Raw genomic sequence first — 26,199 nt, 5'->3', positions numbered from 1 at the left:
AGTCTTCACGGCCGATTTGGCTCGTGAAATGGAGTATCCACTATAGTGGACGTTCGTTTAATATAAAAGCTACCATTCGCGAATTCAAGCGTCAACCCATGACTAGCCCCCAGCCCGATCCTTCCCTTGCCATTGCCGGCCGTATCCGCATCGAGCGCGAGGCCAGGGGGTGGTCGCTGGCCGATCTTGCGGAAAAATCCGGCGTGTCCAAGGCAATGATCAGCAAGATCGAGCGTTGCGAGGCCAGCCCCACCGCGACGATCCTGGGCCGGCTCTCCGGCGCTTTCGGCCTGCAGTTGTCGGTGCTGCTGGCTTTGGCCGAGCGCACGGGAGAGCGTCTGAGCAGGGCGCAAGCCCAGTCCGTATGGGTCGATCCGGAGAGCGGCTACGAGCGCAGGGTGATTTCGCCCGGCAATGGCGGCATGCTGGAATTGATTCAGGTGACACTGCCCGCCGGGGTGCGCGTGGCGTACCCTGCCAGTGCTTTCGTCTTCCAGCACCAGCAAATCTGGGTTTTGGATGGTGTGCTGACTTTTGCGGAAGGCGAGACGACGCACATACTGCATGCGGGGGATTGCCTGCAACTCGGCCCTCCCTGCGCCTGTGCCTTTCACAACACGCAGGACACGCCCTGCGTCTACGCCGTGGCGCTCATCCGGCGCTAGGGTCTGTCATCAATTGAGCCAAATGACGGCAGCGGCGAGATGAATGGCGCCAAGGAACGCGGTGCGGGTTTTATCGTAGCGCGTGGCGATGGCGCGGTACTGCTTGAGGCGGGCGAAGAAGTTCTCGATCAGGTGACGCGCCTTGTACAAGTGCCGGTCATAGTCTCGCTGGTGCTTGCGTGTGCGTAGAGAGGGGATGACGACGGACTTTCCAGCGCGTAACAGGGGTTCGATCACGCGCTGCTGCGCGTCATAGGCTTTGTCGGCCATCACTGTTTCCCCTTGCGTATGCGGCAACAGGGCATCGGCCCCTTCCAAATCCGAGGCCTGCCCCGGCGTCAGGTGAAAACGCGTTGGGTTGCCCAGCGCATCGACCGTGGCATGAATCTTTGTGCTCAGCCCCCCTCGGCTGCGTCCGATGGCTTGCGCCTGAGCCCCCCTTTTCCGCCTGTGCCATGCTGGTGGGCTCGCACAATCGTGGCATCTATCATCGCGTACTCGTTGTCCGCATCCTGTGCCAGCGCCTCAAACACGCGCCGCCACACGCCGCTACGGCTCCAACGCATGTGCCTCAGATGCACGACGCGGAAATCCCCGAAGCGCTCCGGCAAATCCCGCCAGGGTATACCTGCGCGATAGCGATACAGCACCGCCTCTACGAATAGGCGATTGTCTCGCGCGGTCACGCCAGCATGGCCCGCTCGCCCAGGCAGCAAACCTTCAATCCGCTCCCACTGATCATCTCGCAATGCATATCGTCTCGACATACGGCCGAAGTTTGGAACGCCTGGCCTAAAATCTCAAGCCATCAATTGATGACAGCCCCTAGGGCCGGCGCCGTGGCCGCATCAGAAGATCGACTGCCCGGTGAGCGTGGTCAACAGTTCGAGCGATCGGACGCCGGCCAGCGAGTTGCCGTTCGCATCCAGCCCCGGGGACCAGACGCATACAGCCATCCTCCCAGGAAGCACGGCGACAATTCCGCCACCCACACCGCTCTTGGCGGGCAAACCCACGCGGTAGACGAAGTCTCCCGCGGCATCGTAGGTGCCGCAGGTCAGCATCAGCGCGGAGAGCCGTTTCGTGGAGCTCGCGTCCAGCACGCGCTCGCCGCTGGCCGGCGCGACGCCGCCGTTGGCCAGAAAGAGCGCCGCGCGCGCGACTTCCACGCAACTCATCGAGATGGCGCATTGGCGGCAATACGCGTCGATTACGTCGTCGGCCGGCATCTGCAGATTGCCGAAGCTCGCGATGAAATGCGCCATCGCACGGTTGCGCTCGGCGTGCTCAAGCTCGGATTTGGCCACGCGCAGGTCGTAGCTGATGTCGCGCTCGCCGGTGATTCGGCGGATGTAATCGACGAGCGCGTTTTCCGCGCGCACGAAGCGTCGGCATAGGATATCGGTGATGACCAGCGCGCCCGCGTTGATGAACGGGTTGCGCGGTATGCCGCGCTCGCTTTCGAGCTGCACGAGCGAATTGAAGGCAGTGCCCGACGGCTCCCGGCCGACCCGTTCCCACAGCGCTTCGCCGAGCATCTGGAACGCCAGCGTGCATGCAAACAGCTTGGAGATGCTCTGGATCGAGAAGCGCACGTCGGCGTCGCCGGTGCGAAAGACCTGCCCGCCGACGGTGACGATGGCCATGCCGAAGTGGTCGGCGCGAACCTGCGCCAATTCGGGGATGTAGTCGGCCACGCGGCCGGCCGTGCGCCATGGCTCGATCTGGCCTTGAATCCGTTCGATGATTTCCTGGTAATTCGGATGGTTCATTGCCGCAGCGCTTGATGAAAGGTCGTGGGCGCGGGCCAGATGATAGCGCCTAAACAGCGCGATGCCGAGCATCGTCCTACACACGTGTTCTGTCCCATAAGTTCGCGTCTAGCCTTGCGTGCGAATCCATCAATTTCATCTTGGCCGTGAACTTATGGGACAGAACACGAGCCGGCATCAACCCAGCAGGGCGCCCGAACGGGCGCTTGCCAACGGACTCGGCGCCCGGCGCAACGCGATGGGAGTAATCCCGCGGGAGCGCACCGCACGGGAGCCTGTGTAATTTCGTGCTGAATGTGCCGCGCGGCGGCGTGTTTCGGCAGGGTTCCATTGGAGAGGGCAGGCGTATAATCTTGGACATTGCCTGCAGTCCGCCTGCCATGTCTGTCGCCGTCTTCACCTTTGGCCTGAATCACGCCTCCGCGCCCGTTTCCGTGCGTGAGCGTGTTTCCCTGTCCGCCGACTTGCTCAAGCCGGCGCTGGCGGGGCTGCGCGCGGCATTCGGCGGCGCGGTGCGCGAGGCGGCGATTCTGTCCACCTGCAACCGTACCGAGATCTATTGTGCCGCCGAGGCGCAGGCCGCCGAGACCTTGCCATTCTGGCTGGCCGAGCACAACCGGCTCGATACCGACCTGCTCCAGCCGCACCTGTACCGCCACGACCAGGACTCCGCCGTGCGCCATGCTTTCCGGGTGGCCAGTGGGCTCGATTCGATGGTGCTGGGCGAGCCGCAGATCCTGGGGCAGATGAAGGACGCGGTGCGTGCCGCCGACGAGGCGGGTTCGCTGGGCATGCTCCTGCATCAGCTTTTCCAGCGTACGTTCTCGGTTGCCAAGGAAGTGCGCACGCAGACGGCCATCGGCGCGCAGTCGGTGTCCATGGCCGCGGCAGCCGTGCGGCTGTCCGAGCGCGTATTCGGACAGCTGGACCAAGCCAGGGTGCTGTTCATCGGCGCGGGCGAGATGATCGAGCTGTGCGCCACGCACTTCGCCGCGCGCAAGCCCAGGAGCATGATGGTGGCCAACCGCACGGTCGAACGCGCCGAGTCGCTGGCCGGCCGTTTTGGCGCGCATACGATGAAGCTGGCCGACCTGCCTGATCGCCTGGCCGATTTCGACGTGGTGGTCTCGTGCACGGCCAGTTCGCTGCCCATCCTGGGCCTGGGCATGGTCGAGCGCGCCATCAGGCAGCGCCGCCATAAGCCCATCGTGATGGTTGACCTGGCGGTGCCGCGCGACATCGAGTCCGAAGTGGCGCGCCTGTCGGATGTGTACCTGTACTCGGTGGACGACCTGGGCCACGTGGTGCAGAGCGGCACGGACGCGCGCCGCGCCGCGGTGGTGCAGGCCGAGGCCATCATCGATACGCGAGTGCAGGGTTTTATGCGCTGGCTGCAGTCGCGCGAAGCGGTGCCGGTGATCCACGATCTGCAGCAGGCCGCCGCCGACGTGCAGGCGGCCGAACTTGAGCGCGCGCGACGCATGCTGGCGCGCGGCGAGTCGCCCGAAGCAGTGCTCGAGCAATTGGCGCACGGCCTCACCCAGAAGTATCTGCACGGCCCGATGGCGGCGCTCAACCGCAGCGAGGGCGACGAGCGTCGTCAATTGCTGGCGATGGTGCCGCGCTTGTTCCCCGGCAAAGACGCCCGCCGTTAGCGGCGCTGACTCGTTTGCGCCTCGTGAGTGGCGGATGCTTGCCGCGCGAGCGCCCGCCTGTCCTTGTCTTCTTTTCGATATCCCCTTTGATGAAAGCATCCATGCGCGGCCGGCTGGAACAGCTGGCGCATCGCCTGATCGAGGTCGACGCCTTGTTGGCCGAACCCGACTCCGCGTCCGATATGGACCGCTTTCGCAAGCTGTCGCGCGAACGCGCCGACATCGAGCCGGTGGTCGAGGCGTTCAAGAATTTCCAGCGCACCGAGGCCGACCTGGCCGCCGCGCAGGAGATGCTGGGCGATCCCGAGATGCGCGACCTGGCCGAGGAAGAGATCAAGACCGACAAGGCCCTGGTGGAAAAACTCGAGGCGGATCTGCAGATCCTGCTGCTGCCCAAGGACCCGAACGACGGGCGCAGCCTGTTCCTGGAAATCCGCGCGGGCACGGGCGGCGACGAGAGCGCGCTGTTCTCGGGCGACCTGCTGCGCATGTACACGCGCTACGCCGAACGCCGGGGCTGGCGCGTCGAACTGATATCCGAAAGCCCTTCGGAGCTGGGCGGCTACAAGGAAGTGATTGCGCGCATAGACGGCGAGGGCGCATACGGCCGCCTGAAATTCGAATCGGGCGCGCATCGCGTGCAGCGCGTACCGGCTACGGAATCGCAGGGCCGCATTCATACATCAGCCTGCACGGTAGCTGTCCTGCCCGAGGCCGATGCCATGGGCGAGATCGTGATCAACCCCAACGATCTGCGCATTGATACTTTCCGCGCCAGCGGCGCGGGTGGGCAGCACATCAACAAGACCGACTCGGCGGTGCGCATCACCCACTTGCCCACGGGCCTGGTGGTGGAATGCCAGGACGACCGTTCGCAGCACCGCAACAAGGACAAGGCCATGCAAGTGCTGGCCGCGCGCCTGAAGGACAAGGAGCAGCGCGAACGCCACAGCAAGGAAGCGGCCGAGCGCAAGAGCCTGGTCGGCTCGGGCGACCGGTCCGAGCGCATCCGCACTTACAATTTCCCCCAGGGTCGATTGACGGACCACCGCATCAATCTCACGCTTTACAAGCTGCTGCAGATCATGGAAGGCGATCTGGACGAATTGACCGGTGCGCTGATTGCCGAGCACCAGGCCGAGCTACTGGCCGCACTGGGCGAGCAGGTCTAGGTTCGGCCGATCCCCAAAGGAGCCACGCATGAGTCCCGCGATGCGCATCCGCGACCTGCTCGATGCCGCCGGTCTGCCTCGCCTGGAGGCGCGCATGTTGCTGGAACATGTGCTGGGTCAGCCGCGCGCCTGGCTGCTGGCACACGATACCGACCTGGCGCCGCCGCATGTACAGGCCGCGTACATGGCATTGGTCCAGCGACGCCGGGCGGGCGAACCCATGGCCTATCTGGTGGGCGAGCGCGAATTCATGGGCCACCGTTTTCGCGTGACCTCCGCCGTGCTCATTCCCCGGCCCGATACCGAGCTGCTGGTCGAGACGGCCGTGGCTTTGCTGCAAGGCCGGCCGGGGGCGCGGGTGCTGGACCTGGGCACCGGCAGCGGCATTATCGCCGTGTCGATCGCGCTGGCCTGCCCGCACGTGCATGTGACGGCCACCGATCGCAGCGCCGACGCGCTGGCCTTGGCCCGGGACAACGCCCGGATACTGGGTGCGAACGTGCACTTTTACCAGGGCGACTGGTACGAAGCCTTGCCCGCGGGCGAACGCTACGACGTGATCGTGAGCAATCCGCCCTATATCGCCAGCGGCGACGTTCACCTGACCGAAGGCGACCTGCGCTTTGAGCCGCGCGGTGCGCTTACCGACGGGGGCAACGGCCTGGCGGACCTGGCCAGCATTGTCGTGGGAGCCGTCTGTCGGCTCGATCCCGGCGGCCAGCTTTGGCTGGAACACGGCTGGGACCAGGCAGAGATCGTGCGGGACATGCTGGCCCAGGCCGACTTCGACGACGTGCTTAGCCACACGGACTTAGCGGGAATAGAGCGAATTTCTGGCGGAAAACTATAATCGGGCTTGTGTCTCTGCTGGCATGAGTCCGCCATGAGCCGAGGACACCTACGCAATTGCTGCGCGCAGGCGCCACGGGTGGCGAGCGTCGGAATTGCGCAGGGCAGCCTCGGCGTCTGAAGAAACCTAAAGCAGGCCCTCGCTATTCAGCAGGCTTAAAACCCGATCCAATCGAGAACCAAAATGAGCGATGTTCAAAACTTTATCCGTGAAACCGTGACCACCCACCCGGTGGTGCTGTTCATGAAAGGCACGGCCCAATTCCCGCAATGCGGCTTTTCCGGTCGCGCCATCCAGATTCTCAAGGGCAACGGCGTCAAGAAACTGGTCACCGTCAACGTCCTGGAAGACGACGATGTGCGCCAGGGCATCAAGGCATTCTCCAGCTGGCCCACCATACCCCAGCTCTACGTCAAGGGCGAGTTCGTCGGGGGCTCGGACATCATGGCCGAACTGGACGAGAACGGCGAGCTCAAGAAACTACTCGAAGAATCCGGCGCCACGGCCTGAGCCGGGACCCGGTGCACGCAGATCCCGACACCCTCATGCGACGTCTGGTCATCGGCATCACGGGCGCCACAGGCGCCATCTACGCCGTTCGCATGCTGCAGGCGCTGCAAGACGTGCAGGACGTCGAATCGCATCTGGTGATATCGACCTCCGGCGTGCTCAACATCAAGCACGAACTGGACATCGACCGGCATGCCGTGCAGGCCCTGGCCGATCATGTGCACAGCGTGCGCGACGTCGGCGCCACGCTGGCCAGCGGCGCCTTCCGGACCGCGGGCATGGTGATCGCGCCGTGCTCCATGCGTACCTTGGCGGCAGTGGCGCAAGGCCTGTCCGACAACCTCATCACCCGCGCGGCCGACGTTACCTTGAAGGAACGCCGCCGTCTGGTGCTGCTGGTGCGCGAAACGCCCTTCAATCTGGCGCACCTGCGCAACATGACCGCCGTGACCGAGATGGGCGGCATCGTCTTTCCGCCATTGCCCGCGTTCTACCACCGCCCGCGTTCCATCGAGGAGATGGTGGACCATACTGTGGCGCGGGTTCTGGAACTTTTCGATATCGCGGTGCCCGGCCCGGCCTGGGAAGGGACCTGACCGAGCGGCCGCGGATCAGTCTTGCGGCGGTATTTCGGTGAAGGGATGGAACTCCCGCGTGGCCGGATCACGCAAGAACAGCATGCCGGTTGCCACGCCGAAATAGGCGCCGTGCAGATCCAGTTCGCCGGCCGCAAATCGGCTGCGTATCGACGGGAAGGTGAGCAGATTGGCCAGGCTGTGCTCGATCACGGCCAGTTCCAGGCGCTTGATATCGGTGTTGCGGTCTCCGGCATCGGGCTGCAGCCTCAGACGTTCGGCCACAGGTTGGATCTGCGACATCCACTTGCCGATGAAATTCAGTTTGGATAGCGGCTCGGCGTCGTCGTGAAAGGCGCGTATGCCGCCGCACGAGGCGTGACCCAGCACCACGATGTGTCTGACGTTCAGGCCGTTGACCGCGAATTCAATGGCGGCGCTGGTGCCGTGATAAGACGAGCTGGCGGCGTCGATTTCGCAAGGCGGAACCAGGTTTGCCACGTTGCGGATCACGAACATTTCCCCCGGGCCGGCGTCGAAGATGACCTCTGGCGAGACGCGCGAATCGCTGCAGCCGATGACGAGCACTTCGGGACTCTGGCCGCGCTCGGCCAAAGCCTGATAGCGGTTGCGTTCGTTGGGCAGGCGGCTGTTCAGAAAGGACTGGTAGCCCTCGGTGAGTCGTTTGGGGAACATGGGGGCCTTTGATAAATGTAGCGCCGGCGCAATTTTCCCACATCGGTAGTGCATCTTGCCCAGGCGGCGTTTGGACTGCCTTGAAAGACTTCCCTGTACATTAAGGCAATTCCCGTTCGAATTCCGGAGGATGTATGGCGAGTCTTTCCCGTGCCCTGGCTGCCGCGGCCGTTCTGGCCGCCGGCTGCGCCGCGCCTACCTGGGCCCAGACGCTGACGCTGCAGCAGCAGCGCATGAACTATTGCAATGTCGTTGCCAGTTCGCAGGGACTGCAGGGTGATTGGCGCAAATCCTATCTCACTGCGTGCATGAACGGCCAGAATCCCACACCCGCTACGGCCAACAAACCTTTGACCGTACAGCAGCAAAGGGAAATTGACTGCGACGCGCAGGCCAACACGCAGAGGCTGGGCGGCGAGGCCCGCAGAACTTTCATGAAATCTTGCCTGAGGATGTAGGCGGTTTGCGCGGATCTGCGACGCGGGCGAGGTCCGGCCTCGTGCCTCACCGGACTTACTTGCTTGCCGGGGGGGCTGCGGAAGGCTGCGCAGGAGCTGTCTTCACGGCAGGGGCGGGTGCCGACGGGCTATGGGCCGCAGGGCGCGCCACGGGGTGCGGCGCAGGATGGGCGGCGGGGCGTACCGATGTCCGGGTGTGGCGGGGCGGCACCGGGCTGCGGTGCTTGCTCCAGTCGTAGAGCTCGGGCTTACGGTAGGTGTAGGTCTTTTTGGGTGCCGGTTTGGCCACGGGCTTGGCATGAACGATGGCCTTGCGCACCGGCTTGCGCCGCACGCGGGTGTGCACGATGGACGCCGGCGGCGGCGGTAGCGGGGCGCCCACGGGGATGTAGCGGGTGAAGACCAACGGCGTGGAAGCCCGGATATGCCAGGTCTGGCCCGGAGCCAGGTCGGCGTCGGCGTGCTCGACCAGACGGCCGACCTCCTGGCCGTTGCCGTCGTACAGGGCGAAGGTGACCTTGGGCGCCGGCTGCGTGATCGGGCTGGTGTTGGTGTAGCGGCCGTAGATGGTGGTCTGGCCCAGCAAGAGGTCGCGCGTGGCGGTCAGGTCGTATACGGCATGATCGCGCGGCAGGTTTTGCGCACAGGCCGGCCCGCACACAAGGGCGAGCAGCAGCAAGGCGACAAAACGGGCAGTCATATCAGATTCCGATCAGGTTCCGGTAAGCTTTCGGTGGCGCCGACGATACCGCGCAAGGTTATAACGGGTGGCATCGCCGGGAATTTAAGCGCTTCGCCGCGCGAGGGTGTAACAGCCGGGCCTGGAGTCCCTTTAGTGTCTACAGGTCTAGCCCGAATTGCGCAGGCCGGCGGCGATGCCGTTGATGGTCAGGTGGATGGCGCTGCGTACACGGGGATCGGGCTTTCTGCCCGGCTTGGCCTGGTCGGCGCGCCAGCGGCGCAGCAGTTCGATCTGCAGATAGTTGAGCGGATCGATGTAGGCAAAGCGCTGATTCAGCGATTCGCGCAGTCCCGGATTGTCGGCCAGCAGCTCGCGCCGGGTCAGAAGGTGCAGCATGGACAGGGCGCGCTCGTGTTCGGCGGCGATCATGCCGAATACGCGCTCGCGCAGGCCGCGCCTGGACACGAGTTCGGCATAGCGCGCGCCGATCGCCAGGTCGGATTTGGCCAGCACCATTTCCATGTTCGACAGCATGGTGCGCATGGCCGGCCAGGCGGTGGCCATCTCGCGCAGCAGGGCCAGGCGGGCTTTCTTCGAGCGCGGCGCATCCGGCGCGCCTTCTTCCAGGTAGCGCTCCACAGCCGAGCCCACGCCATACCAGCCGGTGATCATGAGCCGGCATTGCGCCCACGAGAAACCCCATGGAATGGCGCGCAGGTCTTCGATGTTCTGGCTGGGCTTGCGCGAAGAGGGGCGCGAACCGATGTTCAGTCCGGCGATTTCGTTGATGGGCGTGGACATGAAGAAATAGTCCGCGAAGCCCGGGGTTTCATAAACCAGACCGCGATAGGCAAGCTGCGCCTGCGCGGAAAGAAAGGACATGGCCGGGCCGTAATCGTCCACGCGGTCCGCTTCGGCCTGAGCGGCTTGCTGGCGCGGCGCGAGCGAGGATTCGAGGGTGGCGGTCAGGAGCAGTTCGAGGTTGCGTCGGCCGATCTCTGCGTCCTTGTATTTGCTCTGGATGATTTCGCCCTGTTCGGTCAGGCGCAACTGGCCGGCCACGGTGCCAGGTGGCTGGGCCAGGATGGCATCGAAGCTCGATCCGCCCCCGCGGCCCACCGAGCCGCCGCGGCCGTGGAACAGGCGCAGGCGCACGCCGCGTGCGCTGAACACGTCGACCAGCGCGCGTTCGGCATGGTAGAGAGTCCAGTTCGACGTGAGAAAGCCGCCGTCCTTATTGCTGTCGGAATAGCCCAGCATGACTTCCTGCGTGCCGCCCTGCGCATTGTGCACGCGCGCGCGGATCTCGGGCAGGTCCAGCCAGGCGGCCATGATGCCGGGGCCGCGTTCCAGGTCGGGGATGGTTTCGAAAAGAGGCACCACCATCAGGCCGCCGAGAGCCGCGCGGGGCTGCGCCGGACCCGTGTCGGACTCGCAGGCCGGATCGGCCAGCAGGCCGGCTTCTTTTTGTAGCACCATCACTTCGAGCATGTCGCTCAGCGTCTCGGTGTGCGAGATGATGATCTGGCACACGGCGTCCTTGCCGTGGCGCGCGCGGCAGGTGGCGGCCATGCGCAGGATACCCAGTTCGCGCGTGGTTTCCTCGCCGTAGACGATCCAGGGCGAGGCCAGCGGTCGGGCGTGAGCCAGTTCGCCACGCAGCACGGCGACGCGTTCATCCTCGCTCAGCACCGCGTAGTTCAGGGCTTTGCCGTCCAGGCAGACTTCGGCGCGCGCGAAGAGTTCGGCCAGCACGCGCTCATGCACGTCCGAGCTTTGGCGCAGGTCGACCGTGGCTAGGTGAAAGCCAAACACCGCCACAGATTGCTGCAGGCCGGCCAGGCGCAGGTGTGCGATGGGCGCGCCGTGATTGCGGGCCAGCGATTCGGCCACCACCGCGAGTTCGCGCGCGAACTCCGCCGGATCGTCATAGGGAGCCGCTTCGTATGTGGGGCGCTGCGCCAGCATTTCGCCGGTCAGCTTGTGCGCGGTGGCGGCCAGGCGCGCATAGACCTGGACCAGTGTGCGGCGATAGGGCTCGTCCTGCCGGTGCTGCGAGTCGTCGCCGCTGGTGTCGGCCTGCGTCTGCAGCTCGGGCGATACGCCGGCCAGCAGCGAGCTGATCGAGAGATCGGCGCCCAGGGCGTGGATTTCCTGCAGATAATGCTCCAGCAGGACCGAGGCCTGGCGGCGCAGCGCGCGGTCCAGCGTGCCGGCATCCACGTTGGGGTTGCCGTCGCGATCGCCCCCTATCCAGCTGCCCATGCGCAGGAAGGGTTCCATGGGCGGGGGCGGGGGATCGAAGGGCTTGGCGCCTGGGCGCAGCAGTCTGTCCAGGTCGGCGTACAGGCGCGGAATGACGGAAAGAAACGTGCTGCGGTAATAGGACAGCGCGTTGTCGATTTCGTCGGCCACGGCCAGGCGCGTGGCGCGCAGCATGCGGGTCTGCCACAGCGTGGCGATGCGGCCCAGCAGCTCCTGCTCTACCTGCGCCTGCTCGTCGCCGGTCAGCGGCTGATCGCGCCGCATCAGCAGGGCGCTGATGGCCTGGTGCTGGTCCAGCGTGCTCTTGCGCTGTACCTCGGTTGGATGCGCGGTGAGCACGGGCACGATGCACGCATCCGTCAGCAGGCGCCGGATCTGCGCGGCGGAAATGCCGCGCGCCTTCAGTCGTGTCAGCGTCTCGCGCAGGCTGCCGCGCGCTGGCGCGTCGCCGCGCAAGGTCTGCTCGCGCTGCTGGCGCGCCTGGTCGCGGTCGTCGGCGATATTCCACAAGTGCAGGAAGTAGCTGAAGGCGCGTGCCACGTCGTTGGGGTTGCTGCCGCGCAGGCGGCGCACATTGTCCTGCAGGAGCTTGCTGTCCTCGGCGCGGCCTTCGCGGCGAAAGCGCACGGCCGTGCGGCGCAGGGTCTCGATGGTGTCAAAGACCTGCTTGCCCTCGCAGGCGGTGATGACCTCTCCCAGCAATGCGCCGACAAGGCGGATGGTGTGTCGCAGAGAGGTATCGGCGCGCGGGAGTTCGGTCGTCATGGGGCGTTCCATCGGATGGGAGGCTCAAGGGGCAACTCATTGTACGCATCCGTTTTGTAGGCGTTTATAGGTAGCGTACCGGTCTTATGCGCTACATTTCCCGCATGAGTAATATCGATTTTTCTTCCGCCCTTGCCCCGACGCCGCGCCGGGCCCTGGTGCTGTTTTCAGGCGGGCAGGACTCCACGACCTGCCTGGCCTGGGCCCTGGCGCGCTACGACTACGTCGAAACCGTGGCTTTCGATTACGGTCAGCGCCATCGGGTCGAGCTCGATGCGCGTCTGCACGTGCTGCGCGAGTTGCGCGCGGCGTTTGCGCAATGGACGGCTCGGCTGGGCGAGGATCATCTGCTGGACTTGAAGGTGCTGGGCCAGGTGGGCGATACGGCGATGACGTCCGATCGCGCGATTGAGATGCAGGCCAACGGTCTGCCCAATACCTTCGTGCCGGGCCGCAATTTGCTGTTCCTGACCCTGGCCGCGGCGCTGGGCTACCGGCGCCAGATGGACGTGCTGGTGGGCGGCATGTGCGAGACGGATTTCTCGGGCTACCCGGATTGCCGCGACGACACGATCAAGTCGCAGCAGGTAACGCTGAGCCTGGGGCTGGGCACGCGCGTGGTGATCGAGACGCCGCTGATGTGGCGCGACAAGGCTGCCACATGGCAGCTGGCGCGCGAGCTGGGCGGCGATAGGCTGGTCGATCTGATCGTCGAGCACAGCCACACCTGCTACCTGGGCGAGCGGGGCGCGCGCCACGACTGGGGCTATGGCTGCGGCACGTGCCCCGCCTGCGCGCTGCGCGCGGCTGGGTGGATGCGCTGGAAGAAGGCCTGATTACATAGGCCATGGGACATGGGCCTTGAAACGGGGACTTTAAAACACCGGCATCGGGTCGCAGGCATCAGGACACTAGTCTCATGCCCGCGTGGGTGGTGTATGTTCGGCCTCGCCCAGCTCGCGTTGCATCAGCACGGTGTCCCGCCATTGACCGTGCTTGAACCCCACGGACCGCAGCGTGCCCACGGGCCGAAAGCCCAAGCGCGCATGCAGCGCCAGCGACGCCGCGTTGGCGCTGTCGCCCACCACCGCCAGCATCTGCCGCCAGCCGCTGGCGGTGCAGCGTGCGATCAATTCCGCCACGAGCTTGCCGCCGATGCCGTGGCCGGCCCAGCCGTTTTCCAGATAGACCGAGTCTTCCACCGTATGCCGGTAGGCCGGGCGAGGGCGATAGGGCGTCGCGTAGGCGTAGCCGCGCACCACGCCGCCAATCTCGGCCACGATGTAGGGCATGCCGTTGGCCACGACGCCGGCGCGGCGCTCGTGCATCTGCTCGACGGTGGGCGGCTCCAGCTCGAAGGAGGCCGTGCCGTGCAGCACGTGGTAGGCGTAAATGCCCTGGATGGCGGGGACGTCGCTGTCCAGGGCGTCGCGGATGGCTATGGCTGCGGTATGCATGAAAAGGTAAGAAGGATGGCGTCAGTAAGCCCGGTAGTGTGCCGCGCCCTGTCTGATAGGAGAAGATTTTGAATCTTCTGCGTATCATAAGAAAAATTTTTAAGATGCGGCGCCGCGCAAAGCGCATGCGCCGTGCTGCCCAGCCTGGCTGTGCGGTTGCTGCGCCCGAAGTTGCGGCGACCGCTGGCCGTGGTGCTGCGGCACGACAAGCCGGTCGGCCGCGGGCTGCGGCAGGTGGCCGAGCTGCTGCAGGGCCTGCGCAATCCGGCGTATTGCTAAGACCGCCTCTGTACGACATAGCCCGCATCAGCCCTGCGCGCGGCCTCGACGAGACATTCATGCCGCAATACCGTTCCCGCCCATCCACCCACGGTCGCAGTTAGACGCCTTGCCGGAAAAGACGCTTCTCATCGTCTACCACTCCATGACTGGAGGCGCGCGCCAAATGGCCGAGGCGGCGCGCGACGGCGCGTTGACCGAGGGGTCGGTTCAGGCGCGCCTGATGCACGCCTGCGAGGTCCAGGCCGATGCCGTGCTGGCGGCAGACGGCTTCATCTTCGCCTGTCCGGAAAATCTTGCGGGCATCAGCGGCCAGATGAAGGATTTCTTCGACCGCTGCTATTACCCGGCGCTCGACCGCATCAACGGCCGTCCCTATGCCACGCTGATCTGCGCCGGCAGCGATGGCGGCAATGCCGCACGGCAGCTCGAGCGCATCGTCACAGGCTGGCGGCTCAAGGCTGTCGCCGAACCGTTGATCGTCTGCACCCATGCGCAGACGCCCGAGGCGATATTCTCGCCCAAGCGAATTGAACGCCAAGACCTGGATGCCTGCGGATCGCTCGGGGCATCCCTGGCATGCGGCATGGCGCTCGGCGTGTTCTGAGCGGCTCAGTCCCAGGCCGGCGCGAGTCCGTCGGGCGATACGATGCGGTCGACGTCGGCCTTGTTGCCGTAGACTTGCGCCGTGCCGATCAGGCGGCGGCCACGCATGCGGGCCGGCGATCCAGATACCAGCTGTAGAGGGCCACGAGCAGGCCGGCTGCCGTGACGGCGGCGGCCGTCAGCGGCGTTGCGCCCAGCCCGAGGCCGTGATCGATGGTGAGGCCGCCCAGCCAGGCGCCCGCGGCGTTGCCCAGGTTGAAAGCTGCGATATTGAAGGCGGAGGCCAGATTGGGCGCGCTGCCGGCCTTTGCCAGCACGCGCATTTGCAACGGCGGCACGGTCCCGAACGCCGCGGCACCCAGCACGGCGACGGTGATGACCGCGGCGACTTTGCCGTGCACGGTCAGGGAAAAAAGCGCGAGAACCACAGCCAGCAGGGCCAGGCTGCCGATCAGCGTGGGCATTAGATGCCTATCGGCCAGTTTGCCGCCGTAGGTGTTGCCCAGCACCAGGCCCACGCCGAAGAGCAGCAAAATGGGCGAGACGGCGCCTGGCGAGAAACCGGCCAGGTTGGTCAGCAGCGGCGCGATGTAGGTGAAAGCCGTGAATACGCCGCCGAAGCCCAGCACCGTCATGGCGAAACCCAGGAGCACCTGCGGGCGGCCCAGCGCGCGCAGCTCACCGCGCAGGTCGCTTTGGTGCGAGCCGTGATCGGCCGGCACCAGCGCGGCGATGGCGGCCAACGCGGCCACGCCTACGGCTGCGACGGCCCAGAACGTGGCTCTCCAGCCCCAGGCCTGGCCCAGCCAGGTGCCGAAGGGCACACCCAGCACGTTGGCCAGCGTCAGCCCGGTAAACATCAGCGCGATGGCCGAGGCCTGCCTGTCAGGCTTGACCAGGCTGGCAGCCACCACCGAGCCCACGCCGAAGAAAGCGCCGTGCGCCAGCGAGGTCAGCACGCGGGCGGCCATGAGCGTGCCGTAGCCGGGAGATAGGGCGCAGGCCAGATTGCCGAGCGTGAAGATCACCATCAGCCCCAGCAGCAGCGTCTTGCGGGGCAGCCGCGTGGTGAGGATGGCGACGGGGGGAGCGCCCAGCGTTACGCCCAAGGCGTAGCCGGTGACCAGCAGGCCCGCCGACGATAGCGAGACGTGCAGGTCGGCGCCGACTTGCGGCAGCAGCCCCATGATGACGAATTCGGTGGTGCCGATGCCGAAGGCTCCTACGGCCAGGGCCCAAAGCGCGATAGGCATGTTTCTACTCCAGATGAAGAATGCGATGGCCGAATTGTGGACCTTGTCATCTGTGAGAAAAATAGCCCTAAAATCAAATTACTTATGACTAGAAAGCAAAAATGGCCCTGAACTCGGATCTGCTGCGCGTCTTCCTGGCCGTGGTTGACACCGGCAGCATGAGCGCCGCCGCCGAGCTGCTGGGGCAGACGGCTTCGGGCGTCAGCCGTGGCTTGTCGCGCCTGGAAGAGCAGCTCGGCGTGACGCTGCTTGTCCGCACCACTCGGCGCATGGAGCTTACGGAAGAGGGCCATGTGTTCCAGGAGCGTGCGCGCGGCATCGTCGGCGCCATGGACGAGGCCGAGGAATGCATGCGCGTCCGCCACCAGCAGCCGTCGGGCATTTTGCGCGTGGACGCCTCAGCGCCGGTGATGCTGCACTGTGTGGTGCCGCATCTGGCCGATTTCTACGAACGCTATCAGCAGATCCGGCTCGAACTCACCAGCAACGACCGCATCGTCGATCTGGTGGAACACCGCACCGACATTGCCCTGCGGGCCGGGCCTTTGGGCGACTCCTCACTGCATGCCAGGCATTTGAAGACCTCGCGCCTGCATATCGTGGCCAGCCCGCAATACATTGCCCGGCGCGGCCGGCCGCGCACGGTGGCCGCGCTGGACAAGCACGTGCTGCTGGGCTTCACCCAGCCCGACACGCTCAACACCTGGCCGCTGCGGCACGCGCAAGGCAATAGCTATGCGGCGCGCCCCACGCTGGCGGCCTCCAGCGGCGAAACTCTGCGCGGCATGGCGCTGGCCGGCGTGGGCATTGCCTGTCTGTCGGAATTCATGCTGCGCCGGGACCTGGACGCGGGCCGATTGATCCCCGTGCTCGATACGCTGGACAACGGCTATCGCCAGCCGCTGCACGCGGTGTATTACCGCAATACGCAGCTGGCCCGGCGCATCGGCTGCTTCCTGGATTTCCTGTCGGAACGGATATGAGGCGGGGTGGCGGCGACGCTACCAGGCGTGCAGCGCGTCGTCCGGGAAGGCGCCGCTCTTGACCGCGGCAACATAGTCGGCGAAAGCCGCCTGCACGCCCGGCGCGCCCAGCATGAAATTGCGCACAAATTTGGCCATGCGCCCGAGATTGAGCCCCAGCATGTCGTGCATGACCAGCACCTGTCCGGCCGTGCCGCTGCCTGCGCCGATGCCTATGGTGGCGCAGGCGCGCATCTGGCCGCTGATGTCGGCCGCAAGACGGGCGGGAACCATCTCCAGCACCAGCATGCTCGCGCCGGCAGCCTCGAGCGCCAGCGCGTCGCTGCGCATGCGCGCGGCGTCTTCGTCCTGCCTGCCCTGAACGCGATAGCCGCCCAGCGCCGCCACCGTCTGGGGCGTGAGCCCCAGGTGACCGCAGACGGGAACGCCGCGTTCGATGAGGAATGCCGCCACGTCCACTGCCCAGCCGCCGCCTTCGAGCTTGACCATCTGCGCGCCGGCCTGCATGAGCTGCACGGCCGATGCCAGGGCCTGCTCGCGCGATTGCTGATAGCTGCCGAAAGGCAGATCTGCGATGAGGAGCGCGCTGCCCTGTGCGCGCTCCAGCCCTTGCGCGACGCATTGGGTGTGATAGCGCATGTCTTGCAGCGACACGCCGACGGTGGTGGATCGGCCCTGGCAGATCATGCCCAGCGAGTCGCCCACCAGAATGCAGTCCACGCCCGCGGCATCCGCAGCCGCCGCGAACGTGGCGTCGTAGGCGGTGAGCATCGCGATCTTTTCGCCGCTCGCGCGCATGTCCGTGATGCGTGCGGTCGTGACCTTCTTGCGCTTGGATGGTGCCGCGCCGCCATACGGCGCGGCGGTTTCGCCCGTGTTGTCGGGCCGGGAGGGCGTGCCGCCCCGAAGTGATTGATTTGTCATGTCGGGACCTTAACCCAGCGCCACGCGTAGTTGGGCTTCGAGATGCGCGGTGGGCGCGACGCGCCAGCCGCTTTGCGCGTAGCGCAGCCAACGCCCCAGCACCAGGTGCGTCAGCAGGCTGGCCTGCGCGGTGATATCGGAATCGGACGGCAGCGTGCCGGTCGCGACCGCGGTGCGCAGGCACTGCTTGAACGTGGCCTCGATGCGGTCGTTGATGTGGTTGATGCGCTCTTGCAGCCGGTTGTCCTCGGTGACGAGCGCATCGCCGGTGAGCACGCGCGTCATGCCGCGGTTGCGTTCGGCAAAGGCCAGCAGCATGGTCGCGGTCTTGCGCGCCTGCATCAGGCCGCAGGACTCGGCGGCCGCGATCTGGTTGGCGAGCGTGAAGAGGGTGGTTTCGATGAATTCGATCAGGCCTTCGAACATCTGGGCCTTGCTGGCGTAGTGGCGATAGAGCGCGGCTTCCGAGACGCGCATGCGCGCCGCCAGCGCGGCCGTGGTGACGCGAGCGGCGTGCGGCTGCTCGAGCATTTCCGCCAGCGCTTGCAGGATCTGGGATTTTCGTTCGCCGGGCTTGGTGGCCATGGTGGAGTTCAATGCGGGTGAGGCGGCCTGAGGACGGCTACCGCGGGCTTACCCGCGCAAAGGCCGTCGCCGCAGCAGCAGGTCGCGGATCGAGTTTACCCGCAAGTCCACATAAGACGGACGCTGGAACTTCACCTTGGAGAAAGGCGTGCCGGGATGATAGACGTGCACGGTGCGCAGGCCCACGCGGCGGGCCGCGCGCAGGTTCTCGAGCGTGTCTTCGACCAGCACGGCGCGCGCGGCCGCCACGCCTTCGCGCGCCAGCACGTAGCGCAGCAGCGCGGGCGAGGGCTTGGGTCGGATATGGCCATGCATCCGCATTTCCTCGATGCCCCAGAGACTGTCGAAATGCTGCAGCAGGTCCAGGTGGCGCAGCACCGCCTTGGCGTAGTGCAGCGGTGCATTGGTGAGCAGCACTTTGCGGCCAGGCAGGGCGCGCAGCGCCCTGGCCAGGCCGCGTTCGGCGCGCACCAGCGACGCGACGTCGAAGTCGTGGCTGCGGCGCAGGAAATGGCCGAGATTGACGCCGTGATGGCGTGCCAGACCGATGGCCGTGGCGCCGTAGCGTTTCCAATACTTGCTGCGCAGCGCATCGGCCTGCTCGGCATCCACGCCCAGGGTCTGGCGCACGGCCAGCGTCATGGCCTTGTCGATGTGCGCGAATATGGAATGCGAGGCATCGTGCAGCGTGTTGTCCAGATCGAACAACCACACGCGCCTGGCCTGCGCCGTCGCGATCTGGCGGCTGCGCCGCACGCGCGACACGGGCTGCGGCACGAGCCGTTGTGGCGACGCATGCATGGCGCGTCAGGACACGCTGATCATGGTGCCCACGCCCTGGTCGGTGAGCAGTTCCAGCAGTAGGCAGTGAGGCACGCGGCCGTCGACGATGTGCACGGCGTTCACGCCGCTCTTGGCGGCTTCGAGCGAACCCGCGATCTTCGGAATCATGCCGCCCGAAATGGTGCCGTCGGCGATGAGCGCGTCGATCTTGCGCGGCGAGAGTTCGCGCAGCAGGTTCTTGTCCTTGTCCAGGACGCCGGGGATGTTGGACATCATCAGCAGTTTCTCGGCGCCCAGAATCTTGGCGATTTCGCCGGCCACCACGTCGGCGTTGATGTTGTAGGCCTGGCCGTCTTCGCCATAGCCGATGGGGGAGATCACCGGAATGAACTGGTCGTCCTGCAAGGCCTTGACCACGGCCGGATTGATGCGGGTGATCTCGCCCACGAAACCGATGTCCAGGATCGCGCCCGGATTTTCCCGGTCGGGCATCTGCAGCTTGCGGGCACGGATCATGCCGCCGTCCTTGCCCGTGAGGCCCACGGCCGAGCCGCCGGCCTCGTTAATCATCATGACGATGTCCTGCTGCACCTGGCCGCCCAGCACCCACTCGACCACTTCCATGGTCTCGGCGTCGGTCACGCGCATGCCTTGTATGAAATTGCCCTGCTTGCCGATGCGGCGCAGCGCGTCGTCGATCTGCGGGCCGCCGCCATGTACCACCACCGGGTTCAGACCCACCAGCTTGAGCATCACCACGTCGCGGGCGAAGCTGCGTTGCAGGTGCTCGTCGGTCATGGCGTTGCCGCCGTATTTCACCACGATGGTTTTGCCGTGGAATCGTCGCAGATAGGGCAGCGCCTCGGAGAGTACGGCCGATTTGACGGCAGGAGACGAGACGACGGCAGGATCGGGGTTGTCGGTCATGGTGGTGTGAGAGTGAGCCAGTGAAAAATGCCGCCGCCCTGGAGTATGGACGGCGGCCGTTCGTCTGCACGCGATTGTAGATCAGCCGGCCAGGGCTTTTTCGACGGCGGCGTGGAATTGGGCGGGGTCGTATACCCCCAGGTAACGCTTGACGATGCGTCCTTGCCGGTCGATCAGAAAGGCGGTGGGCGTGAGCTGCACGTCGCCGAAGGCCTGGGCCAGCTTGCCCTGGCTGTCCAGCGCCACGGGAAAGGGCAGCTTGCGGGTCTGGGTGTAATTTTCGACGTAGCTGGGCTTGTCGTAGGACATGGCTACCGCTACGGTGACATAGCCCTTGGACTCATAGTGCCGATAATCGGCGATGGTGGCGGGCATTTGCTGCATGCAGGTGACGCAGTCGGTCGCCCAGAACTTCACCAGCACGACCTTGCCGCGCAGGTCGGCCATCGTGATCGTTTTGCCGTCGAGCGTCTTGAAAGCGACATCGGGTGCCGTGGGCGCGGGATGCCAGGCGAACCAGCCGGCAACGCCCACGACCAGGGCGGCAAGCAAGGCGATCAGCGGTTTCTTCATTTGACGGGTATGGCCTGCATGGTGTCGCCGCCGTTCTCGATGGGAGCGGGGCCGGCGGGCGTTGTGCTGCCACCGCTGTTGGGGGCCGATGTGGTGGCGGCCCCGGACAGGCGGATGGCCTCTTCGCGGCTGATATAAGTAAACATTTTTACCACTTTCACGATGCCGCCGACATTGGCCGCGGCCTGGGCGGCGATGTCGCCTTCTTCCTGGGTGACCATCCCCAGCATATAGACCACGCTGCGGTTGACCGTGGTGACGATAGCGCCGGACGGCACGTTCTTGGTGGCGAGCAGCGCCGTGCGCACCTTGGAGCTGAGCCAGGCGTCGTTGCTGCGGCCTTCGAAAGGTTCGACGGGGCCGACCTCGAGTTGGTTGACAACGGACTTGACCTTCTCGATACCCTGGGCGATGGCGGTGGCCTGGTCCTTGGCCGCCTGGGTGGGCACGTCGCCGGTAAGCAGGACGCGGTAGTTGTAGGAAACGGCGCTGACGCGGGCATTGTCGCCCAGTTGCTTGGCGATCTGGAGCTGGGTCTTGATGGCAATGGTCTGATCGTCGAGCTGGGTGCCCGATGAGCGGCGGTCGACGAACACCGAGGCGCCCACTACGGCGCCGCCCAGGGCCAGGGGAATGCAACCGGTCAGGGTCGAGGCGGTGCCAGTCAAGGCGGCGGCCAGCAACGCGGCGCGCAGGGCGGTGGATGGCTTGAGCGTCATTCGGTGTCTCCTAGCAAGAGAGCGTCGATGCCGTCGCACATGGCGTGCAGCAGCAGTCCGTGAACTTCCTGGATGCGCATAGTGCGGTCGTCGGGCACGCAGAGATGGACATCCTGCGGGCCGAGCAGCGGTCCGACCTGGCCGCCGTTCCTGCCCGTGAGGGCGACCACGTGCATGTCGCGGTCATGCGCGGCCTCGATGGCTCGCATGACGTTGGGCGAATTGCCGCTGGTGGACAAGATCACCAGCACGTCGCCGGGCTGGCCCAGGGCGCCGACCTGACGTTGGTAGATTTCTTCGAAGCCGTAGTCGTTGCCGACGGCGGTGAGTATGGCGGTATCGGTGTTCAAGGCGATGCCCGCCAGCGGCAGGCGTTCACGCTCGAAGCGGCCGACCAGTTCGGCGATGAAGTGCTGGGCATCGGCGGCCGAGCCGCCGTTGCCGCAAGCCAGGATCTTGCCGTTGTTGGCCAGGGCCGAGAACATCAATTCGACCGCCGCCGACAGCGGTTCGGCCAGGTCGCTCATGCTCAGCTCGATGACGCCGATGGCGTCGCGGAAATGCGCAGTCATACGGGAGGTCAGATTCATGGCCGGATTATCTCATGGGGGCGGATGGGCGACCTTTCGGGATGCAACGGCGTGGCGGGAAATATTGCAGTCCTTTGCGGGCTGTCCGAAGCGGCGCGCGGCCTTGCTTCATTCGGGCGCGAAAGCATGGCGCAGCCAGCAGGCCCGTGCGCCATCGAACAGCACGGCATCGAAGCGTACGGCCGGAGTGCGCCCTTGCCAGTGGCGCCGCGCCAGGTCTGGCAAGATCTGCGCGGCGGCGCGGGTCAGGCGCCGCTGTTTGGCCGGGTCGATACTGGCGCCCGCGCCGCCGTAGCGCGCGTTCGCCCGGGCGCGCACTTCCACCAGCACCAGCACGTTGCCGTCGCGCATGACCAGGTCGATCTCGCCGGGCGCGACGCGCAGATTGCGCGCCAGCAACTGCAGGCCGGCGTGCACCAGCAACTCCAGCGCCTGGTCTTCGAAATCCAGGCCCTTGCGCTGCGCGGGCGAGAGCCGCGGATCCTGCTTGCGCGGGACCGCTTTACGCGTGCGCCGCTTGCGCCGGCGCAGCCCGAGCCTGGCTGCATCGGCCAAGGCATAGGCCAGCAGATCGTCGGCAGGCGGCGGGTCGCGTTCGGGAGGATTATGCATGCGGCTACACTGGCACGGTTTCCACAGCCGCGGTGCGCCGCAATGAACGAACAAGTCACTGTGCCGGCCGAGGCCGGCGATGCCTGGCGCCGTGTGGCCGAGCGCGTCGCGGCCCAGCATTGGCCGGCTTGCGCCTTGTATGTGGTGGCCACGCCCATCGGCAATCTGGGCGACCTGGGCTTGCGCGCCTGGCAGGCCCTGGCCCGGGCCGACGTGATCGCCGCCGAGGATACGCGCGCCAGCCGCGCGCTGATGGATGCCTGGGGCATTGCCACCCCCATGATGGCCGCGCATCGCCACAACGAAGCCCAGGCGGCGCAGACGATCTGCGCGCGCCTGGCTCAGGGACAGCGCGTGGCACTGATATCCGACGCCGGCGCGCCGGCCGTGAGTGATCCGGGTGCACGCATCGTGCGCGCCGTGCGCGAAGCCGGCTACCTTGTGGTGCCCGTGCCCGGCCCCAGCGCCGTCATCGCAGCGCTGATGGGCAGCGGCGTCACGTCCGATGAGAATCCCGCCTATGCCTTTGCCGGCTTCGCGCCGCCCAAGGCTGCGGCGCGGCAGCGCTGGCTGCGCCGTTGGTGCGCTTTGCCGGCACCGGTGCTGATTTTCGAATCGCCGCATCGCCTATCGGCCATGTTGGCCGATCTGCTGGAGGTCTGCGGCCCCGCGCGCAAGCTCACCGTGGCGCGCGAGCTGACCAAGCGCTTCGAGCAGATCGCCACGCTGTCCATGGGCGAGACAGCCGCCTGGCTGGCCGCCGATCCGCATCACGCCCAAGGCGAATTCGTGCTGATCGTGCATGAGGCCGAAGTTGCCAAGAGCGAGGACGAAGAGGGCGCCGCCTCGGGCGTCCAGATCGATGTGCTGCTCAATGCCTTGCTGGAAAACCTGTCGGTGCGCGACGCCGCGCGCGTGGCCGCCAAGATCACCGGCCTGCCGCGGGACAGACTCTACAACAAGGCGCTGGAACTCAAGGCCTGATCAGGCTGGGCTGTATGCCTGTCTTGGCGTTGACAGTCGGTATGTCGCTCGTCGCCGCTTCGCGTGTGTCGTAGGGGCCGATGCGCACGCGGTAGAGCCGGGCGATTTGCAGGGCCTGGGCGCGCTTGCCCATGCCGCGCAATTCCGTGTTGATCCGGTGGGCCAGCGTGGTTGCGTTGTACTGCCGGCTGAATGCGCCCAGTTGCAGGTAATAGGCGCCTTGTGCCGGCGGCGCGGCCATCGAGGATTCCGCCTGCGGCGGCAGCGGGGCCGGCGACAAGGGGGCAGGAGCCTGGGTCTGCGGCGCAGGAGCTATCGGGTGCGTGGCCTGATCGGCGGTGAGCTGCGAGTCTTCGGGGGCGATGTTTCCCGAGGCGACCATCGTGCGGATTTCGCTGGGCAGGATGCGCTGGACGATCACTCTGCCGCTGCCCGGTCCTATCAGCCCCAGTTTGTAGGCGGCGGTGTACGACAGATCCATAATGCGGTTGCTGTGAAAGGGACCGCGGTCGTTGATGCGCACGATGATGGTCTTGCCGTTGACTTCGCTGGTGACGCGCGCGTAGCTGGGAATGGGCAGTGTGGGGTGCGCCGCCGTCATGGCGTACATGTTGTAGCGTTCGCCGCTGGAAGTGCGTACACCGTTGAATTTGCGCCCGTACCACGAGGCGATGCCTTCCTGCCGGAAGGGCTGGTCGCTGGCATCGGGCACGTAGCGTTTGCCGAACACCACATAGGGCTTGTTGGTGCCGTTGATCAGCGGCTCGATGCGCGGCACGGCGTTGGGAATGGCGTCCAGTTGCGCGCTGGACGGCGGGTTGCTGCCGGGGCCGTCGTCCTCGTAGTAGCCGCCGCCCTGCAGGCCGCGGTTGCCCGTGGTCGAGCAGCCCGCCATGACCAGGACGAGCAGCAGGACGGCCAGCAGTGGCAGGCGGCGGGCGATGCTCATAGAGATCCCTTGGCGCCGCGCGCCGCCTGCCCGAGGGGGGCGGCGCATTCGAGGCGGGTTCGCTTGCTCATGCCCGCCCGGCCGCCTCGCCGTGCTGCATGCGGTGCCGCACCAGCAGGGGGCGATGGCCGGCGAAACGCTTGGCCAGTTGCTCGACCACGTAGACCGAGCGGTGCTGGCCCCCCGTGCAGCCGATGGCCACGGTAAGGTAGCTGCGCGTGTCTTGCTGGTACTGGGGCATCCATCGATTGATGAAGCGCTCCACGTCGTCGATCATCTCGCCCACTGCGGGATGCCAGGCCAGCCACTGTGCGACCGGGGCGTCGCGCCCGGTCAGCGGACGCAGCGCGGGATCATAGTGGGGATTGGGCAGGCAGCGCATGTCGAACACCAGGTCGGCGCTGTTGGGTACGCCCAGTTTGTAGGCGAAGGATTCGAAGGTCAGCACCAGCGGCGCGACATCCGCCTCGACCAGGTCGCGCACCCAGGTGCGCAGCTGCCCGGGCGTGGCGTCCGAGGTGTCGATGACGTGGGCGTGTTCGCGCAGAGGCGCCAGCATTTCGCGTTCGAGCCAGATGCAGTCGGTGAGAGAAGGCTGTCGGCCGTTGCGCGCGGCGCGGTCGGTGAGCGGATGGCGGCGGCGCGATTCGGAGTAGCGCTGCACCAGCGTGTTCGTGTCGGAATCCAGGAACACCACCCGCAAGCGGGTGCCCACGGCCTGCAGCGAGCTCATGATGCCCGGCAGTTCGGCCAGCTCGCCCGGCGTGCGCGCGTCGATGGCCACCGCCACGCGTTCGATAGCCTCGTCGTTGCGCGTGGTGTCGATGAATTCCCCCAAAAAACGCAGCGGCAGGTTGTCGATGCAGGTGTAGCCGGCATCTTCGAGCATGCGCAGGGCGACGGATTTGCCGGAACCCGAGATGCCTGTGATCAGAACGACGCTAAACATGGCTGCTGGGCTCGGCATAGGGCGTCAAGGCGCCTGTACCTGGCTGTTCTGCTGGATGGCCAGATTCTGGCGTTGCAGGAAATCGTCCAGGGTATCGATACCGCGCAGCTTGAGGATGGTGTTGCGCACGGCGGCCTCGACCAGCACGGCCAGGTTGCGGCCGGCCGCAACCTGCAGCATGACCTTGCGCACCGGCAGGCCCAGCATGTCCTGCGTCAGGTCGCTCATGGGCAGGCGTTCGAATTTTTCCTGCGGGTTGCGCATCAGGTGCACGATGAGTTTCAAACGCATTTTGCGGCGCACCGAGGTCTCGCCGAAGATGGTGCGGATATCCAGCAGCCCCAGGCCGCGCACTTCGAGCAGGTTCTGCAGCAGGAGCGGGCAGTGGCCTTCGATCACGTTGGGCGCGGTGCGAGAAAAATCCACGGCATCGTCGGCTACCAGGCCGTGGCCGCGGGTGATGAGTTCGAGCGCCAGTTCACTCTTGCCCAGGCCCGATTCGCCGGTGATCAGCACGCCCAGGCCCAGCACGTCCATGAACACCCCATGCACGGTAGTGGTGGGAGCGAGCTTCTTGCCCAGGTAGATGCGCAGCAGGTCAATGAGTTGCGCCGCAGCCACCGAGGTCGCCAGGAGCGGGATCTGGTGCTGCGTGCATTGCTCGATCAGGTCTTCGGGCGGCAGCAGATCGTCAGCCAGAAGAATGGCCGGCACGCCGCCGATAAGCAGCTCGTCCATGTGGTGCATGCGGCGGCGCAGATCGAAACGCGTGTAGTAGGCCAGCTCTTCCGGGCCGAAGACCTGGATGCGCGAGGGGTGGATCAGGTTGAGGTGGCCCACCAGGTCGGCTGCCGCCATGCCGTCGTTGATGATGGCCCGGTCGGCGGATTCAGTGCCCGCGATCCAGCGAAATGGTATGGAGTCGGCGTTGTCGTCGACCAGTTCCTGCACGGTAAGCATG

Annotated in this window: 30 protein-coding genes; 12 read left to right on the top strand and 18 right to left on the bottom strand. The window is 65.9% G+C overall.

Translation table 11 applies throughout. The features are described 5' to 3' along the window. Nucleotides 1-98: 98 nt before the first annotated feature. Nucleotides 99-665 carry an XRE family transcriptional regulator gene (locus H143_RS0104525; protein WP_019937042.1) on the top strand — a complete coding sequence of 189 codons (567 nt, stop codon included), beginning with the start codon at nt 99-101 and terminating at the stop codon, nt 663-665. 9 nt (nt 666-674) lie between these two features. Here the strand turns inward: H143_RS0104525 and H143_RS21940 are convergent. Further along, nucleotides 675-1,432 (bottom strand): IS5 family transposase gene (locus H143_RS21940; protein ID WP_196801278.1). Its coding sequence is split into 2 segments (ribosomal slippage): nt 675-1,111 and nt 1,111-1,432, totalling 759 coding nucleotides; the frame shifts between segments, so codons are not numbered across the junction. 81 nt (nt 1,433-1,513) lie between these two features. Next, on the bottom strand, nt 1,514-2,437 hold the full coding sequence (locus tag H143_RS0104510) for a glutaminase (protein WP_019937039.1): 924 nt from the start codon (nt 2,435-2,437) through the stop codon (nt 1,514-1,516). A gap of 380 nt (nt 2,438-2,817) precedes the next feature. On the opposite strand from H143_RS0104510, the gene hemA reads away from it, so the two are divergent. From hemA to H143_RS0104485, 5 genes are all read left to right on the top strand, one after another. Next, complete coding sequence (gene hemA / locus H143_RS0104505) at nt 2,818-4,092, top strand: glutamyl-tRNA reductase (RefSeq protein WP_026349721.1); 1,275 nt, start codon at nt 2,818-2,820, stop codon at nt 4,090-4,092. 89 nt (nt 4,093-4,181) lie between these two features. Further along, the gene (gene prfA, locus H143_RS0104500) at nt 4,182-5,264 is read left to right on the top strand and encodes a peptide chain release factor 1 (RefSeq protein ID WP_026349720.1); all 1,083 of its coding nucleotides are present in this window, start codon (nt 4,182-4,184) and stop codon (nt 5,262-5,264) included. A gap of 28 nt (nt 5,265-5,292) precedes the next feature. Beyond that, nucleotides 5,293-6,114, top strand: a complete 822-nt coding sequence (gene prmC, locus H143_RS0104495; RefSeq protein ID WP_051094354.1) for a peptide chain release factor N(5)-glutamine methyltransferase — start codon at nt 5,293-5,295, stop codon at nt 6,112-6,114. Between the two features lie 183 nt (nt 6,115-6,297). After that, nucleotides 6,298-6,624 carry a Grx4 family monothiol glutaredoxin gene (gene grxD / locus H143_RS0104490; protein WP_019937035.1) on the top strand — a complete coding sequence of 109 codons (327 nt, stop codon included), beginning with the start codon at nt 6,298-6,300 and terminating at the stop codon, nt 6,622-6,624. A gap of 35 nt (nt 6,625-6,659) precedes the next feature. Beyond that, nucleotides 6,660-7,220 carry a UbiX family flavin prenyltransferase gene (locus H143_RS0104485; RefSeq protein ID WP_019937034.1) on the top strand — a complete coding sequence of 187 codons (561 nt, stop codon included), beginning with the start codon at nt 6,660-6,662 and terminating at the stop codon, nt 7,218-7,220. A 15-nt stretch (nt 7,221-7,235) separates the two neighbouring features. On the opposite strand, the gene H143_RS0104480 is transcribed toward H143_RS0104485, so the two are convergent. Then, nucleotides 7,236-7,895, bottom strand: coding sequence for a carbonic anhydrase (locus H143_RS0104480; RefSeq protein ID WP_019937033.1), 660 nt, complete (start codon nt 7,893-7,895; stop codon nt 7,236-7,238). 134 nt (nt 7,896-8,029) lie between these two features. On the opposite strand from H143_RS0104480, the gene H143_RS0104475 reads away from it, so the two are divergent. Beyond that, nucleotides 8,030-8,353, top strand: coding sequence for a PsiF family protein (locus H143_RS0104475; RefSeq protein ID WP_019937032.1), 324 nt, complete (start codon nt 8,030-8,032; stop codon nt 8,351-8,353). Between the two features lie 55 nt (nt 8,354-8,408). Here the strand turns inward: H143_RS0104475 and H143_RS21550 are convergent, their stop codons facing one another. Further along, nucleotides 8,409-9,053 carry an FxLYD domain-containing protein gene (locus tag H143_RS21550; RefSeq protein WP_019937031.1) on the bottom strand — a complete coding sequence of 215 codons (645 nt, stop codon included), beginning with the start codon at nt 9,051-9,053 and terminating at the stop codon, nt 8,409-8,411. Nucleotides 9,054-9,200: 147 nt separating this feature from the next. Continuing rightward, entirely contained in the window at nt 9,201-12,065 is a 2,865-nt protein-coding gene (gene ppc, locus H143_RS0104465; protein WP_019937030.1) for a phosphoenolpyruvate carboxylase, read from the bottom strand. A 104-nt stretch (nt 12,066-12,169) separates the two neighbouring features. On the opposite strand from ppc, the gene queC reads away from it, so the two are divergent. Continuing rightward, nucleotides 12,170-12,901, top strand: a complete 732-nt coding sequence (gene queC, locus H143_RS0104460) for a 7-cyano-7-deazaguanine synthase QueC (protein WP_051094462.1) — start codon at nt 12,170-12,172, stop codon at nt 12,899-12,901. An 81-nt stretch (nt 12,902-12,982) separates the two neighbouring features. Here queC and H143_RS0104455 read toward each other — a convergent pair whose 3' ends face one another. Next, nucleotides 12,983-13,522, bottom strand: a complete 540-nt coding sequence (locus H143_RS0104455) for a GNAT family N-acetyltransferase (protein WP_019937028.1) — start codon at nt 13,520-13,522, stop codon at nt 12,983-12,985. A gap of 156 nt (nt 13,523-13,678) precedes the next feature. Between H143_RS0104455 and H143_RS23105 the strand changes: the two genes are divergently transcribed. Both H143_RS23105 and H143_RS0104445 read left to right on the top strand, forming a co-directional pair. Next, a complete protein-coding gene (locus H143_RS23105; RefSeq protein WP_255345300.1) occupies nt 13,679-13,801 on the top strand; it encodes a hypothetical protein in 123 nt (40 codons plus the stop codon). Nucleotides 13,802-13,946: 145 nt separating this feature from the next. Further along, the gene (locus H143_RS0104445) at nt 13,947-14,408 is read left to right on the top strand and encodes a flavodoxin family protein (RefSeq protein ID WP_019937026.1); all 462 of its coding nucleotides are present in this window, start codon (nt 13,947-13,949) and stop codon (nt 14,406-14,408) included. Nucleotides 14,409-14,496: 88 nt separating this feature from the next. On the opposite strand, the gene H143_RS0104435 is transcribed toward H143_RS0104445, so the two are convergent. Next, a complete protein-coding gene (locus H143_RS0104435) occupies nt 14,497-15,660 on the bottom strand; it encodes an MFS transporter (protein WP_019937024.1) in 1,164 nt (387 codons plus the stop codon). A gap of 101 nt (nt 15,661-15,761) precedes the next feature. Here H143_RS0104435 and H143_RS0104430 point away from each other — a divergent pair, with 101 nt between their 5' ends. Continuing rightward, nucleotides 15,762-16,643, top strand: coding sequence for a LysR family transcriptional regulator (locus H143_RS0104430; protein WP_019937023.1), 882 nt, complete (start codon nt 15,762-15,764; stop codon nt 16,641-16,643). An 18-nt stretch (nt 16,644-16,661) separates the two neighbouring features. Here the strand turns inward: H143_RS0104430 and panB are convergent, their stop codons facing one another. From panB to H143_RS0104390, 8 genes are all read right to left on the bottom strand, one after another. Continuing rightward, nucleotides 16,662-17,567, bottom strand: a complete 906-nt coding sequence (panB, locus tag H143_RS0104425; protein ID WP_019937022.1) for a 3-methyl-2-oxobutanoate hydroxymethyltransferase — start codon at nt 17,565-17,567, stop codon at nt 16,662-16,664. 9 nt (nt 17,568-17,576) lie between these two features. Beyond that, nucleotides 17,577-18,152 (bottom strand): nucleoid occlusion factor SlmA, encoded by a 576-nt coding sequence (gene slmA / locus H143_RS0104420; RefSeq protein ID WP_019937021.1) that lies wholly within the window; start codon nt 18,150-18,152, stop codon nt 17,577-17,579. Between the two features lie 48 nt (nt 18,153-18,200). Next, nucleotides 18,201-18,953: a pyrimidine 5'-nucleotidase gene (locus H143_RS0104415; RefSeq protein ID WP_019937020.1), complete on the bottom strand. Its 753-nt coding sequence runs from the start codon at nt 18,951-18,953 to the stop codon at nt 18,201-18,203. Between the two features lie 6 nt (nt 18,954-18,959). Further along, nucleotides 18,960-19,862 carry an acetylglutamate kinase gene (argB, locus tag H143_RS0104410; RefSeq protein ID WP_019937019.1) on the bottom strand — a complete coding sequence of 301 codons (903 nt, stop codon included), beginning with the start codon at nt 19,860-19,862 and terminating at the stop codon, nt 18,960-18,962. 81 nt (nt 19,863-19,943) lie between these two features. Beyond that, entirely contained in the window at nt 19,944-20,435 is a 492-nt protein-coding gene (locus H143_RS0104405; RefSeq protein WP_019937018.1) for a peroxiredoxin, read from the bottom strand. Then, on the bottom strand, nt 20,432-21,154 hold the full coding sequence (locus tag H143_RS0104400; RefSeq protein ID WP_019937017.1) for a BON domain-containing protein: 723 nt from the start codon (nt 21,152-21,154) through the stop codon (nt 20,432-20,434). Before H143_RS0104400 ends, H143_RS0104405 begins: the two co-directional genes overlap by 4 nt. Next, a complete protein-coding gene (locus H143_RS0104395; protein ID WP_019937016.1) occupies nt 21,151-21,744 on the bottom strand; it encodes a phosphoheptose isomerase in 594 nt (197 codons plus the stop codon). Before H143_RS0104395 ends, H143_RS0104400 begins: the two co-directional genes overlap by 4 nt. A gap of 108 nt (nt 21,745-21,852) precedes the next feature. Continuing rightward, a complete protein-coding gene (locus H143_RS0104390) occupies nt 21,853-22,356 on the bottom strand; it encodes a YraN family protein (RefSeq protein ID WP_019937015.1) in 504 nt (167 codons plus the stop codon). 42 nt (nt 22,357-22,398) lie between these two features. Between H143_RS0104390 and rsmI the strand changes: the two genes are divergently transcribed. Next, nucleotides 22,399-23,340, top strand: a complete 942-nt coding sequence (rsmI, locus tag H143_RS0104385; RefSeq protein WP_019937014.1) for a 16S rRNA (cytidine(1402)-2'-O)-methyltransferase — start codon at nt 22,399-22,401, stop codon at nt 23,338-23,340. On the opposite strand, the gene H143_RS0104380 is transcribed toward rsmI, so the two are convergent. From H143_RS0104380 to hprK, 3 genes are all read right to left on the bottom strand, one after another. After that, nucleotides 23,330-24,289, bottom strand: a complete 960-nt coding sequence (locus H143_RS0104380; RefSeq protein WP_019937013.1) for a septal ring lytic transglycosylase RlpA family protein — start codon at nt 24,287-24,289, stop codon at nt 23,330-23,332. The two genes, rsmI and H143_RS0104380, sit on opposite strands and share 11 nt — an antisense overlap. Before the next feature lie 67 nt (nt 24,290-24,356). Next, nucleotides 24,357-25,238 (bottom strand): RNase adapter RapZ, encoded by an 882-nt coding sequence (gene rapZ / locus H143_RS0104375; protein WP_019937012.1) that lies wholly within the window; start codon nt 25,236-25,238, stop codon nt 24,357-24,359. A gap of 24 nt (nt 25,239-25,262) precedes the next feature. Next, nucleotides 25,263-26,198 carry an HPr(Ser) kinase/phosphatase gene (gene hprK / locus H143_RS0104370; protein ID WP_019937011.1) on the bottom strand — a complete coding sequence of 312 codons (936 nt, stop codon included), beginning with the start codon at nt 26,196-26,198 and terminating at the stop codon, nt 25,263-25,265. Nucleotide 26,199: the final 1 nt, after the last annotated feature.

The organism is Bordetella sp. FB-8 (assembly GCF_000382185.1).
Lineage (GTDB): Bacteria > Pseudomonadota > Gammaproteobacteria > Burkholderiales > Burkholderiaceae_B > Bordetella.
Note: the sequence above shows the minus strand (reverse complement) of the source record. Positions and strands in the feature narration are given on the sequence as shown.